Raw genomic sequence first — 12,492 nt, forward strand, 5'->3', positions numbered from 1 at the left:
TTGGTACAACGAAAAACGTATCAAAGTATCTCTGGGACGTTTAAGTCCTGTGGAATACCGGCACAAGCTTGGCCTAGCCGCATAAAACCAGTCCAAGTTTTTATCCGCACCTCCACCGGGGCTAGTGGGTCACTTCTGGGTGGAAATCAACACAAGGTAGAAGCTCGACAGCCCTGAGCCCACGGCTCAGGCGATATTGCGCGAATTTATTTGTGACAGACAGCGCAGGAGCCGTTGCCTTCGTCGACGCCATAAATGTCGTCGATGTCGTCAGGGCATGCCTTCACAGGCCGCAATGGATTGATGGGAATAGCCTTGCGCATGCGTTCACGGCGAATCTTGTATTCCGCCTCAATCTCGGCCACGCGTTCGGGCTGTTCCATATCAACAAGCGATTCGCCCTTGGACCAAGTGAAAGGCGAGCCGTGCTCCAAGGCGTCCTTCTCGAGTGCCTTGGCCGCCTCGTAGGCGTCTGGGTGCTTCTCGCGCAGGCGCACCCACTCGATTTTCTGTTGGAAGAAGCAGAAAGTGCAGCCGCTGCGCGAACGCCATTCGTAATACTTAGGGTAGCCGACGCCGGAGTTCTCCAAGATGTCTATGACGCCAGCCTTGTCGATGCCGGCCTCACGGAAGGGCAGCTTAACGAAGAGGTTGTCGGCCTTTGACGCATAGCCCTCGCGGTAGTCCTCATCGGCGCGGATGGCCACATAGGACGTGACCTTGTCGCCGGCCGCGAGCATTGGTTTGACCCACTCCTCGAACGGGGCGAGCTTCAACTTCCGAGTGCACCAGCGCGAATTGGGGTTGGGCAGGAAGTGGTTGTATTGGCGCAACCAAAACTTGAAGTCGCGGTTGGGGTTTAGCCGCAGGATCGGCTTGTGCAGCTTGCCTTCGAGCTTGGCGAGGAACTCGTAGACCTCAGGCAGCTCTTCGCCGGTGTCGGTGTAGAAGTATTCGATGTCGAGCTCGGGGTGGTTGGCGGCCATGTAGACTGCGAGCGCTGCGCTGTCCTTTCCGCCGGAGATCCCCAGAACATGCCGCTCAGCCATTGGCCGCCTCCTTGTCGATAGACGCCAGCTTCATCCCGGCCTTGGCGAGGATAGCCAGCAATACATCGGTCCCCAAGCCTTGCCCTTCGAGCATCGAGGTGAGCTCGTCGGCCTTGGTCTCCACAGTCTTGCGATGCTTGTCCGGAATCGCGAACGAGCGCGAGATCGTCTTGGTGTCCGAGCCTGCACCGATGATGACCGAGATTGCTTCGCTGTGCGCCTTGCGGCCCTGCACGGCCGCGAAAGCCTCTGACTCGCGGAAGCGCCGGGCGAACTTGGCCAACTCCAACACGGCCGCGTCGATATGGCGGTCCACCCAGTCGCGAGGAGGCCGCTCGGCCGCCAGGGCTAGGATGCCTTCGAGGGAGGCGCGCGATCCGTCGTAGTTGGCCAGGCGCGTGGCGAAGCCATCCATTTGGAAATCGCCCGAGATGCCGGAGACTGACTTCGCGCGCTCGCGCAGCGCTTCGAGGTCGTCGCTGCTCGCGTCGAGGGCGGAGAGCATCTTGCCCTCGACTTCAGAGAGCATCTTGCCGTAGGCGCCGGCGAGCTCCTGCAGCGGCGCGCGCAGCGCCTTCACGTAGGCCTTGCCGTCGGTCGCGCCCAGAAGGGAAGCCAGGTCGACGAACAAGACCTTGTGCGGATCGCTGGCCTTCAAGAGCAGGTCGCGCATGTCCTTGGTAGTCTGCCCCAGCCGCGATGTCCGGCGGGCCCATTCGGGCAGGTTGAAGACCATCGCCACCAGGCCGCGGGCGGCCTCGAGCGGATCGGCTGCGCCGGCGTTCTCGCCGATCTCGGCCAGAAGCTTTGAGATACCTTCGAGGATCCGGTTCTTGTCCTCGTCGATAGCCACCCAACGTAGCGAGAAGCGGTCGGGGTCTTGGAGGCACTCGTCGATGTCGAAGTCAGTAAGCCGTGGCAAGAACATCCCGTCCTTGTAGACGGCGATGTTGGCCTTGTGGGCGAGGAGGAAAGCCGTGAGGACCACAGGCTGGATCCCCAACTTCATGCCGAAGGGGGCCGCGCTCCACAGCGCGTAGATTTCGTGCGCACCCACACGGGCGTCGGAGTCTAAGAAGAGGGCGCGTGTCTCGTCCCACATGGCCTTGAAGCCTGTGGCGAATTGATCGTCCGGCGGCATACAGCGCCAGGCTCCGAAGGCGTCTTGGCGATGCAGCTCTGTGCGTTTGAGCAGCGTTTCGTAGAGGCCGCGCTCAGCCGGGTAGCCCTCGAACCCCAAAGCTTCCTGACCCTCAGTGTTGATCATCGCATGCAGGAGGTCGCGGCGGGCCTTGACGCTATTACTCGACACGCTGTCGCGGTTGACCAGCTCGCTCCATACCAGCGGCGAATCTCCAAATAGCTCTTCGGCCAGCTCCGAGGCCACTGGCGATAGCTTTGCGCCCGGCTCGACGACTTGATCGGATCCGTTGTGCCACTTCGCCAGTGATACTGCAGCTTGCAGCTGATCCTCCAGGTTGGCACGGGTGGCAGCCAATCGAGCGTAGACCTCACGACGGGCGACGGCGTCGCCAGAGAGCTCGTGGCGATCCTTGACTTGCTCCAATGCGACTAGCTCCGCGGAGAGCTCGGCAATGCGGACGTGGTTTTCAGGGATTCCGATCATCACCGGCCAAGGACGAAGCTTGGCGCAGGCCTGAGCGCGTTTTCTCGCGTCCCTAGGCTTCATGCCTTTGCTCGGCAGTGCAAGGATGAAGATACCGAATTCACCCTTCTTGGGGCGGTAGTCTGCAGAAATTTTCTCGGCTTGTTCAATGCTGCACAGCGAGAGTTCCATCCAGCGCATGGAGCCCGTCTCGTGATAGTGGCGCTTGGCCACGACAGGGTGCAGGCCCATGAGCTGTGCGAGCCGGGCGTAGTCGATGCCAGGAGAAGCGGCCAGGGCCTGAGCGATGGCTGCGTCGATGTCGAAGTCGCTGCCTTCGAACACCGACCAAGCGCCGGTGTAGCTCTTGTAAAGGACGACTTTGAGCTCGGAGAGTTTTTGCAGAGCGGCTTCGAGCTCTTCAGCCGGCCTTAGATAGAACAGCGAGGAGATTACAGCAGCATCGGCTGCCAGGCCTGAGCCGTTGCGGAAGAGGTCAATGACCGCGATGTTCTTGATCATCGCCACGAGCAAGTCGTCACCCGTCTTGGCCTCGGCCCGTTCGACCGCTTCGACGGCCTGCGACCAGCGATGTCCATCGGGTGAAGCAAGGATCGCAGGCTCCAAGTTCGAGCGCAGATAGTCCCAATAGTCGCTTGGCCGATACCAACTTGCTTGCTCGACGAGCGTGGAGTTCAAGTAAGAGCGGAAGCCATGGGGCTCCACAGACGACAGGAAGCCGAAGGTGCTACGTTCATTTTGGCCGAACTGCCGCTTGGAGATCGGGCCGAGCAGCGCGGCCATGGCCGGATGCAGTGGCCAGCAGGCCTTCAGGCTATTGGCGAAGTCCTTGCCCACGGCAGGGCGACGCGCGCGGATCGCATCGGCGATAGCATGGGACGCATCGGCTATCCAGTCGGGGTACCGCTTGACCTCGATCGCGCGGCCAATTAGCTCGACTACCTCGTCGCTAGCGGCTACGAAAGGGAGGTCAACATACCGACCCTGAACCTTGGCCCAATCATCGCGGGTGTCGATGCCCAGGCGAGCAGAATATTGCGCGAAGGACTGATGCAGAACGCCCACGACCACTAGGCGGCCCTCGGAGCGCGCGGCCGCTTCGGCCAACTCTTGGAAAAAGTAGACATCGTCGCCAGAGCTTAGGGCGGAGGCCTCCAGAAACTTGCCCATCTCGTCGATGATGACCAACACGCCATCCTGCTGCCGACTCTTGGCTTCTTCAAGAAGCTCAGAAATCAAGGATTGGGAGGAGGGCTTGCTGCGGCCGTCGATGTTGCGGCCCTGCGCACGGCGCAGCGACGCATGGAGTTCGGAGACCACACTTCCGCGCCGGCCCACGGCCGGTACAAGCAGCCATCCCTTGTGCACCGGGAAGGCCTTGTCGAAGGCGGGTTTGGAGTCCAGGTTCAAGGTCTCGCGGGCCTTGATTCTCAGGTTCTTGTCAGAATGCAGCGCGCTTGCCAAGGCGACAGCCAGCGAGCTCTTACCGCCTCCGAAGGGGCCGGTCCACGTAAAGCTGCGTTGGTTGGTGTGGGCAAGCTGCTTACACATGCCATCGATTACGGCGTTGGCCGTCGCATGACAGATGTAGCCGGAGAGGGCATCGGCTCTGCCGATGTCCGCATCAACGCGGATGGAGCGCTGGTAATGCCGCGAAATTTGGACGATGTCGGACAGCGCCAGTTGCTTCTTATCAGTCATAAGCGCGCCTAATCATGTTCTTGATTTCTTCCTTTGAAAGCTCTTTGCGATGGACTTGCCTAAGGCCCGCGGAGTCGGTCCATTCGAGTTTGCGCTCAGTGAAGTCGGAGAGAGCGATGAGTCGTTGGGCGATCGACTCTTCGTCGAGCTTGAAGACCCTACCCGGCGACCCCTCGGCGTAGGCGATGGTTTCGAAGGCGAGCGAGCTTTGACCTTCGGCCTCGCGATCCCAGAAGTCGACGAGGGCATAGGCAAAGATGCCATCGTGTAGTGAGGTCTTCGGGCCACGGCGGAAGATGTATTGGCCTTTATGGGGTTCCTGCAAGAGACCTAACTCACCAAGCAGAGGCTCGGCAAAATCTTCTGGTGAGTTTCCCGCTGCACGAGGTGCATAGCTCCGAAGGCAAGTCTCCAAGTCGCGCGAGATTGTTGAAGCAGAGAGCCTGTGTTTCGGGTTGAGCTCACGGGCATGTCGTGCAAGCGGCTCTTCAAGCTCTTGACGGGTGAACGATGGTGCCGTCACATGGTTGAAAAGCCAATACCATGTGGTTGAGCGAAAGCAATGACCCGCAAGTTGCCAATGGACAAACCACGCTGTCGAAGAGCTCTCTGCGTAAGGGTCAAGACCACTGTCGTCGAAAATTTCACGGGCAATACCACCAACACGGAATTCGCCACTTGCTTCATCTTCATACATAAGACCGCATGCCAAGGCCCAATGTCGGATTGAGGCGACCATGTTTTTGCCGACGCCGAACTCAGCGATTGCATTCGCATCGGTGAAGACGGATTTGTGGATCAAATCACCTTCGATCGCTTGATCAAAGGCCTTCTTGAGCCACATTTGGCGCAGAGGAAATGTCTCGTGCCCCGAAAAGTGGGCGACTCTCCCTCCGCTGACGTTTGATGTGGTTTTCATAGCGGTGATTCTAGCGTGCCATCAGATCTCACTACTCCAACTGGTGAAGATCACCAGTTCAACTTGTTGGATTGTACTGTAAATAATAACAGTATTTTGAGGTGGGTAGTCGTGCGCAGTGAGGTCGTATGTAACTTGAGCTGTGATCTCAGTACGGATTGCCCGCCGTAGGGCACTTGCTGCTCAGCACAGTGCTAGATGAGATGTGGGTGGGAAACGGGTAATTGCACGCACATCGAACTGGTGGGGTAGCATGGCCGGGACTCAGGCATGCCTGCGGGGGCTGCCAATTGATACTGCGAGACTGGTCTCAAGAAGGAGGGTGTTCAGATTCCCACGCCTTCCTGCTGCCAAATTTTTACGGGGGCTGGGCACAGCGCGTTTGGTGATTGCAATGCATATTCGACTATGCCGTTGCTTCATGTCACCTTAGAGGCTGTGAGCTAGGTGTGTCTTTCGGATACCGCGCGGTTCGGTTCGGGGATCTCGGGCTGTAGTTTCGAAGGCATGAGATGTGCGTGAAAGAATTCAAGTGAGCCCGAAATCGAACCATTCATTTCAAAGCAGTCCAGTCTTAGTTGAGCTCAAACGGGGGAACAACATGGGGAACAAAAACATGAGAATTTTTCCTGAAATTGTTGTTTAATGGGCCTTGTGGGAGGTGATTCAATAGACGCCAGCGTTCAATGAAGTTCATTGAACCCCTTTTTCTTTTGAAAAATCAATCACTTAGATTCGATGTTGTCAAGCTGCAGGGGATCGAGGTAGGCAAGCTGGAAAAGCTCTAAATCGACCCGGGTTCAGCAACGTAATCATGTGGTGTGGTGGTTGAGAAAAACAAAAGCCCGCTAGGTTCGCCAGCGGGCTTTGTTGATTTCGCTATGAGCGAGTTGGTTGTGTACTGGATGTGTGTACATGCTGTGAATTTATTCAGATGTGGTAGAATTCGCTTGTCGGGGATAGCAGCAGGCGCCTAGGAATGGTGGCCAGCCCCCCGACGCGAAATATCGCGAGGTGGAGCAGTCTGGTAGCTCGTCGGGCTCATAACCCGAAGGTCGTTGGTTCAAATCCAGCCCTCGCAACCAAAAAGAAGGCCCTGGTCGGAAACGGTCAGGGCTTTTTCATTGTGTTCAGTGTCGAAGTCGCTTTGAGCACTGGAAATTTGCACTACAATCCCGCTCCTCTAGGGGAGTCGCCAAGCTGGTTAAGGCACCGGATTTTGATTCCGGCATGCGAAGGTTCGAATCCTTCTTCCCCTGCCAGTACCGCATACCAAAGCCTCGATTGCTCACGCAGTCGAGGCTTTTGCCATCTGGTTGTCATACTCCGCAGGCAAGATGCAAAGCGCTGGGTCTGGTTGTAGCACTGAAAGATGGCTTAACCCCTGGCGCGAATTTCGAAGCCCTGGCCTAAACTGCCGGGGCTTTTTCGTTGGTCTCCTGTAAGCCGCAAGCTGACCACTGCCGCCCGGGTCCGTTTTTGGCGGCTTTTTTGTTTCTGCCGCCACCGAGCACTCCCGACGATCACAGGTATTGCAACTGGGGCGGATCACTCGGGGCGGCACCTCATTCAAAGCCCCATCTGCCCAAGATCGAGGTGATGCAGCGTCCGGGTGAGGTGAGCAATCCTTCTGTGCCCTAACAAGCCTTGTCTTTATCGTGGCTGCAACACGCTATCGCGTTCGCCGTCGGGGTTCTGCGATGGGTATCAATCCGAAGTCAGTGGGTGGAATCGATGGGGTCGAGGCACTGCCAAAGCGCGGGTCTATGACTATGCTTGGCAAAAAATTCGAGACTGGGTCATGCAGCGAGATTCCGGCTTGTGCTAACCATGCGCTAAGTCAGGCGCTGTGTCAGCGGGCCAAGAGGTCAATCACATCCCAAGTCAAGCGAACGGGCAAGACCCGCGAGTAAATGGATGCAAGAGAAAACCTTCAAGCAATCTGCAGGGCTTGTCACATTGCCAAAACGGCGCGGGAGGCGCGAGGGCTGCTTGCCCGCCTCTGTCCTGATCGCCTCAGCCGTGGACTCAACGCGGGGGCCATGCTTTTACCAAGCGAGGCATTCAGCCTGCAGAGTGCTTCGGAGTGGCGTCGCATTCTGTAAAAACCGTCTTTTGAAGCGAGTCTTCCAACAGTTGAATATCTCTTTGTCAGCTCTCGCTGGCGCGGTAAATGATCATGTTTTTAAACATTGGGTTCACGAAAACGTGATGCCGTTTCAAAGCAGGAGGGTATGTGAATTGGTTTGTCGGTGGAGAAATGGAACATCGACTTACATGTTCTGGTGCTGATAGGACTAGCGTGCGAGGCTCCACTCATTGAAGGAGTTGCTATGAAAGTGCTATTTTTAATTGCTGTAGTTGCTAGTGCGCTGGTGTCGGGATGTGCGATGCCTGCGCGTGATTCAGGGCGTGCACCAGATCAAGGTGCAAGTCAGGCTATGGGCGCAATGGATAGGGATGGCGATCGCTGGATGTATGACGGTCAGGGAGGAATGCGCTCTTGGGCTGGAGGGGATGGTCCCTTTTTCGGTGCCCGCAACAGGTAGGCGCACATCTGCGCAGTCGAGCGGCATGCCACTGCTACATGCTGCAGGCCATCAAGGATTTACCTTGAGGCATTGGACAGCCTTTTCATCCAGCCATTCTGCGTGCATGCCGGGACAAGCAAAGGCATCACGTAGAGTGGTGCGTGTGGGAGCCTGGTCTAAGGCCCGTGGGACTAGGCGCATGGCCCGCTGAGCCAGAGCAACAATAGCGATAAGGTGCTGATTGTCGCCGCGCCTTCAAAATGAGCCTCGTGAGGGCATTTCGTGAAATCGGTGCACATGAGGCGCGTCATCCATTGGTTAGCCGCCGATTCAGTCAGTAGCCCATGCTTCTCGCCACAAGGCAAAGCTCAGCCCGCCGAGCGCTCCGGAGTGGCGTCGCATTCTGTAAAAACCGTCTTTTGCAGCGAATTCTTCTACAACTGCAGATGGCCCTGTTCGCTCTCAGCGATGCATTAAAAGATCATGTTATTAACCATCGGGCCTTCAAAAAAACGAAGCCTGCTTTAAAGCGGGCGGATATGCGAATTGGTTCGTCGGTGGCGGAATAGAACATCGATTTACACACTCCTTCCCCGGTAGGGCTAGCGTGCTTGGCTCCACTCATTGAAGGAGTTGCCATGAAAGCGCTACTTTTAATTGCTGCAGTTGCTGGTGCACTGTCGGGGTGTGCAATGTCATCGCATGATCTTGGGCGCAACACAGATCAAAGTGTCAGCCAGGCTATGAGAAACAACGATATGAGCCGTGAATGGGGACGCGGGGTGTATGAAGGTACAGGTGGTGCGCAGTCCTGGGCTGGCGGAGATGACACTTCTGCAGGTCTTGGCTGGCGCCATGATTAAGAAGGAAGAGTCGCATCTGGTGCAGTTAATTGGTCTGCCGAGATTCCATGCTGCAGGTCCTCAGGGCTTTTCATCTGGGCATTGATCTGCTCTGCCGCGCAGTCATGCGGCATGCATGCTGGATCGGTTCGTTCGGTTTTGGCCCAGGCTGAGATGTCAATTTCACGATCCGTTTTATAACGACAGGCTTGTGTACGGGGCTAAAAGGCGGACAGTCTGAAGCTTTTGAGTCAGTCCAGTTCCTGAACTCCGCCGCCTGAGATGGTGAGGATTTGCCCGCTGACCCAACTCGCAGCGGGGGAGCATAAAAACAGTGCTGCATTGGCAATGTCTTGTGGCTCGCCCAGACGCTGGATGGGGGTGTGCAGCAGCATGGCTTTCAGGATGTCATCGTTGAGCACGGATTCCAATGCATCAGTGCGCGTGGCACCGGGGGCGATGCCGTTGACGCGGATACCCATGGGGCCCAGATCAAACGCGATATTGCGGACCAGGTGGTTGGCCGCAGCTTTCGATGAACCATAGGCCGCCATGCGCCGGTTTTTGTTTTCGCCTGCCATGGAGGTAATGGCCAGCATGGCTCCGCCGCCGGCTTTTTCCATCTCAGGGGCTGCCAATTGGGCCAGCCGGAACAGGGAGAACACGTTCAGATCGAAGGCTCGCCGAAACTCCTGCATAGACATGTCAAATGGCTTGGGTCCACCGCCACCGGCATTGCTGACCAAGAGGGTCAGCTTGCCAAAGCGCTTTGTGGTCTGCGCAATTAGCTGCTCCAGCTCTTCTTCGCGCGTTACATCGCAGGCCATGGCTGCTGCGTGTCCGCCCCGGGCTTCGATGTCTTGGGCAACGGCAGTGGCTGCCTCAAGGTTCAAATCGCTGACCATCACGGCGGAGCCGGCGGCGGCAAAGGTTTCAGCGATGGCCCGGCCTATGCCTGCGCCTGCGCCGGTAATGACGGCGACCTGTTTGTCGAGTTGGAAGTGAGCTGGCTCATACATGGTGAAATCCCTTTCAGCACCTGCCGCCTGGATGGGGCGGCATGACAAACATGCATCTGGCTGAAAGATGGTAAAGCAGTTGGAGCAGACCAGCGTGTTTTCAGCAGGCATGGGCATGACAGAAGTTCCGTGAAAAGGTGCGGAGCTCACTCGTTGAGTGGGGCCATGTGCAATCCCATGGGTGCGGTGGACTCAAACGAGATGTCCGGGTAGTGGGTCCCAGCGACATGCACGCGGTCGCGGCCGGCATTCTTTGCGCCGTAGAGGAGCTCGTCTGCCTCTTTCAACACCTTCTCCAGCTGATCTGAATCGGTAATGGGGGCGATGCCGAAGCTCATGCTCAAATCAGGGCCTTGGGGCAGCACAGTTCTGTCGGCGCTGAGTTCACTGCGGATGCGTTGAGCCACGCTTTCTGCATTTTGCAGATCGATGCGCGTCAGCAGCAGAACAAATTCTTCTCCCCCAAAGCGCGCAACCAGATCATGGGTGCGAAGGCAGCGTTGCAGTGTGGAGGAGACCAGCTGCAAAACCTGATCGCCACGATGGTGGCCCCAAGCGTCGTTGATGCGCTTGAAATGATCAATGTCACCCGCCAAAACGACCATGGGATACAGGCGCTTGTCGGCCATGCGCTGCTGGGCTGCTTCATGAAATGCCCGGCGATTGAGGATCTTCGTCAGCGCGTCATGATCACGTTCTCTGCGCAGCTGATTGATGGTTTCTCTGAGGGTGATGGCGCACATCAACACCGTGAAGAGCAGCGCGAAAAGCAGGATGCTCATCAATGTGATCAGCCAATAAGTGGAGTGCACAAAACCCTTGGGATCGGAAAAGCCCAGGAGCGAGATGAGCAGCGGCCGTGTGAAGGTGTAGGCCGTGAAAATCACGCACAGCCAGAAGAATGCCTGGTCTAGCCGTTCTTTAGAGCGCTGCTTTTGAAGAGCTTCCCAAATGGGCAGCAGCAGCACGAGGCCTGTGCCTATGCTGAATGAATTCACGCGGGCCCACATGTTTTGCTCAACTCGGCTGAAATAAAACAGTGCCGACAGGGTCGCAATGCTCACCATCAGTGCGACCCGAGGGTGTATCGACACATTCCAGCGCTCTGCCCAGCTCCTGGTCAGGCACCATGAGCCCAGCAGGTACAGCGCTCCTACCAGTACTGCGTAGCGCTGGAGCACATCGGCGGAAGCGAAGCTTTGAAAGCCCAAGGGAACAGCCGTCAATGAGTATGCCGAGCACTGCCAGAGAAGGAAGCGCTGTTGGCGTTGGACCAGCCAGCAAGTGCCCAGGAGAGCAGCCAAAAAAAGAATGGCTATGGACGGGGCTAGTACAAAGACATGGTCGTTTTCTATGGGCATGTCGTTATTGATGCAGCTGAAGCGGCGATAGATGTCACGGCTTCAAGAAAGGTGCTTGGCTCTAGTCAGTTCCCCAGAAATGGTAGGTTCAGTCTCTTTTCCTATGACATAACAACTGGATGCAATTGTCAGTGCTTTATATTTTTTTATTCTGCTTTTTTTGCAAAAAGAGGCATCGTCTGACTGAGAGATGGTGGCTCGCTAAGTGCCAACCCTTGCTTGAGCCGAGTGACGCACACCCGAGCAAGTGCCTGTTGCGCATCAGACATCTCTGAGGGCTTTGCCAAAGTAGACGATGGTGGAGGGCGCTTGCCTGGTAGTCAGCGCATGAGCAGCTCGCGGCTGTCTATGAACTCACCGAGGCCGACCGGTGCACCAGCACAGGAATGCGGGTGTGGGTCAACACCCGTTGGGTTTCGCTTCCCAGCAAGATGGCGGCTATGCCTCTGCGGCCGTGGGAGGCCATGTATATCAGATCGCACGCGCTTTCTTCTGCCTGGTCGATGATTGCCTGGTAGATGGAAACGCTGGTTACGCGAACGAATTTGCTGCTCACACCTTCCTGTCTGGCGATCCGCTCCATGTACTGCAACGCATTGTCGGCGTCGGTGTTCACGCTATCGGTGAAGTCGGTGTGATTGGCCGACAGCAAAGCATCTGCACCATAGATGACGGTGCGGTAGTCCGGCATCACATACAGGCCCGTAACCCTGGCATTTTGCTCACGGGCAAAGCAGATGCCGGAGCGCACTGCGGCCTCCGATAGTTTGGAGCCATCTGTGGGGATCAGCAGATGTTTGAACATGTTCAATCTCCTCACGCAATACGGAGAGTGCGTTGCTGTCAATCTATTCCAGTCTTTGCACCTTCGCAATACACAGAACGAAATTCACCCGCTTTGCTGCCTGGCGTTACTCTGTGATCTCTAAGGGAATTCGGGTCAGAATTTCGCCGGTATCCTCAATTTCGAACTGTCGCTCATTGAGCCAGTTGACCTTGAGATGATCTGGTGTCAGAAAGAATAGATCCCCTGGCTTGATGGCCATGCCGTAGGGTGTGATGATCTCATCGAAGTTCTGGTGGGCCAGGATCAGGCGCGGTGCGCCGTGGCCGTCTCGCGCGTAGATGTGCCCCAGGAATTTGCTAGATGCGCACATAAACGCTCCCTTCATGGCGGGTGTGAGCGGATGTTTCCATGGCTGACCGTTGAGGCCAATACCCTGTTTGATAGATCCGGCCATATGGCTGGCAAAATTCAAATTTTTATTTGAATGAAAAGTGCCACTCACAAATACATATCAAGCGTTGACAGCTATCAAAATCAATAAACTGAATCCATATAAAGCTTGCCTAGTGGCTGAAGCGAAGCAGGCTGAAAATGCATGTGAGGCATTACTGAAAAATTGAATCGCCTGTAGTGACTAGCGCTCATCGATGCGATGT

9 protein-coding genes and 2 tRNA genes are annotated in these 12,492 nt (G+C 56.6%); 4 read left to right on the plus strand and 7 right to left on the minus strand.

Annotated features, from left to right (window positions below; translation table 11 throughout):
- Positions 1-85 (plus strand): IS3 family transposase (locus tag ACNAZA_RS11625; RefSeq protein WP_415796868.1); only part of this gene is annotated, 85 nt, incomplete at its 5' end.
- Between the two features lie 121 nt (positions 86-206).
- Here the strand turns inward: ACNAZA_RS11625 and ACNAZA_RS11630 are convergent.
- The 3 genes from ACNAZA_RS11630 to ACNAZA_RS11640 are packed head-to-tail and all read right to left on the minus strand — an operon-like array spanning position 207 to position 5,296.
- Entirely contained in the window at positions 207-1,049 is an 843-nt protein-coding gene (locus tag ACNAZA_RS11630) for a phosphoadenosine phosphosulfate reductase domain-containing protein (protein ID WP_415796738.1), read from the minus strand.
- Positions 1,042-4,377 carry an ATP-binding protein gene (locus ACNAZA_RS11635; protein ID WP_415796739.1) on the minus strand — a complete coding sequence of 1,112 codons (3,336 nt, stop codon included), beginning with the start codon at positions 4,375-4,377 and terminating at the stop codon, positions 1,042-1,044. Before ACNAZA_RS11635 ends, ACNAZA_RS11630 begins: the two co-directional genes overlap by 8 nt.
- Complete coding sequence (locus ACNAZA_RS11640; RefSeq protein WP_415796741.1) at positions 4,370-5,296, minus strand: DUF4007 family protein; 927 nt, start codon at positions 5,294-5,296, stop codon at positions 4,370-4,372. The genes ACNAZA_RS11635 and ACNAZA_RS11640 overlap by 8 nt, the downstream gene beginning before the upstream one ends.
- Positions 5,297-6,304: 1,008 nt before the next feature.
- Here ACNAZA_RS11640 and ACNAZA_RS11645 point away from each other — a divergent pair.
- The 3 genes from ACNAZA_RS11645 to ACNAZA_RS11655 all read left to right on the plus strand — a co-directional run bounded on the left by ACNAZA_RS11645 (position 6,305) and on the right by ACNAZA_RS11655 (position 8,690).
- Positions 6,305-6,381: transfer RNA gene (locus tag ACNAZA_RS11645), tRNA-Met, on the plus strand.
- 100 nt (positions 6,382-6,481) lie between these two features.
- Positions 6,482-6,558, plus strand: a tRNA-Gln gene (locus ACNAZA_RS11650).
- A gap of 1,907 nt (positions 6,559-8,465) precedes the next feature.
- Positions 8,466-8,690 carry a hypothetical protein gene (locus tag ACNAZA_RS11655; RefSeq protein WP_415796742.1) on the plus strand — a complete coding sequence of 75 codons (225 nt, stop codon included), beginning with the start codon at positions 8,466-8,468 and terminating at the stop codon, positions 8,688-8,690.
- A gap of 230 nt (positions 8,691-8,920) precedes the next feature.
- Here the strand turns inward: ACNAZA_RS11655 and hdhA are convergent, their stop codons facing one another.
- From hdhA to ACNAZA_RS11675, 4 genes are all read right to left on the minus strand, one after another.
- The gene (hdhA, locus tag ACNAZA_RS11660; RefSeq protein ID WP_415796743.1) at positions 8,921-9,688 is read right to left on the minus strand and encodes a 7-alpha-hydroxysteroid dehydrogenase; all 768 of its coding nucleotides are present in this window, start codon (positions 9,686-9,688) and stop codon (positions 8,921-8,923) included.
- A gap of 146 nt (positions 9,689-9,834) precedes the next feature.
- The gene (locus ACNAZA_RS11665; protein ID WP_415796744.1) at positions 9,835-11,049 is read right to left on the minus strand and encodes a GGDEF domain-containing protein; all 1,215 of its coding nucleotides are present in this window, start codon (positions 11,047-11,049) and stop codon (positions 9,835-9,837) included.
- A gap of 346 nt (positions 11,050-11,395) precedes the next feature.
- Complete coding sequence (locus ACNAZA_RS11670; protein ID WP_415796746.1) at positions 11,396-11,854, minus strand: universal stress protein; 459 nt, start codon at positions 11,852-11,854, stop codon at positions 11,396-11,398.
- Positions 11,855-11,960: 106 nt separating this feature from the next.
- Positions 11,961-12,338 (minus strand): hypothetical protein, encoded by a 378-nt coding sequence (locus ACNAZA_RS11675; protein WP_415796747.1) that lies wholly within the window; start codon positions 12,336-12,338, stop codon positions 11,961-11,963.
- Between the last annotated feature and the right edge of the window lie 154 nt (positions 12,339-12,492).

The sequence above is a fragment of the Comamonas aquatilis genome (assembly GCF_965139575.1).
In the GTDB taxonomy this organism is placed as follows: Bacteria; Pseudomonadota; Gammaproteobacteria; order Burkholderiales; family Burkholderiaceae_C; genus Comamonas; species Comamonas aquatilis.

What these genes read in the sequence shown, in the direction of transcription:
- ACNAZA_RS11670 (WP_415796746.1), bottom strand. Translation starts at nt 11,854, where the DNA reads ATGTTCAAACATCTGCTGATCCCCACAGATGGCTCCAAACTATCGGAG.
- ACNAZA_RS11630 (WP_415796738.1), bottom strand. Translation starts at nt 1,049, where the DNA reads ATGGCTGAGCGGCATGTTCTGGGGATCTCCGGCGGAAAGGACAGCGCA.
- ACNAZA_RS11655 (WP_415796742.1), top strand. Translation starts at nt 8,466, where the DNA reads ATGAAAGCGCTACTTTTAATTGCTGCAGTTGCTGGTGCACTGTCGGGG.
- hdhA (WP_415796743.1), bottom strand. Translation starts at nt 9,688, where the DNA reads ATGTATGAGCCAGCTCACTTCCAACTCGACAAACAGGTCGCCGTCATT.
- ACNAZA_RS11635 (WP_415796739.1), bottom strand. Translation starts at nt 4,377, where the DNA reads ATGACTGATAAGAAGCAACTGGCGCTGTCCGACATCGTCCAAATTTCG.
- ACNAZA_RS11665 (WP_415796744.1), bottom strand. Translation starts at nt 11,049, where the DNA reads ATGCCCATAGAAAACGACCATGTCTTTGTACTAGCCCCGTCCATAGCC.
- ACNAZA_RS11640 (WP_415796741.1), bottom strand. Translation starts at nt 5,296, where the DNA reads ATGAAAACCACATCAAACGTCAGCGGAGGGAGAGTCGCCCACTTTTCG.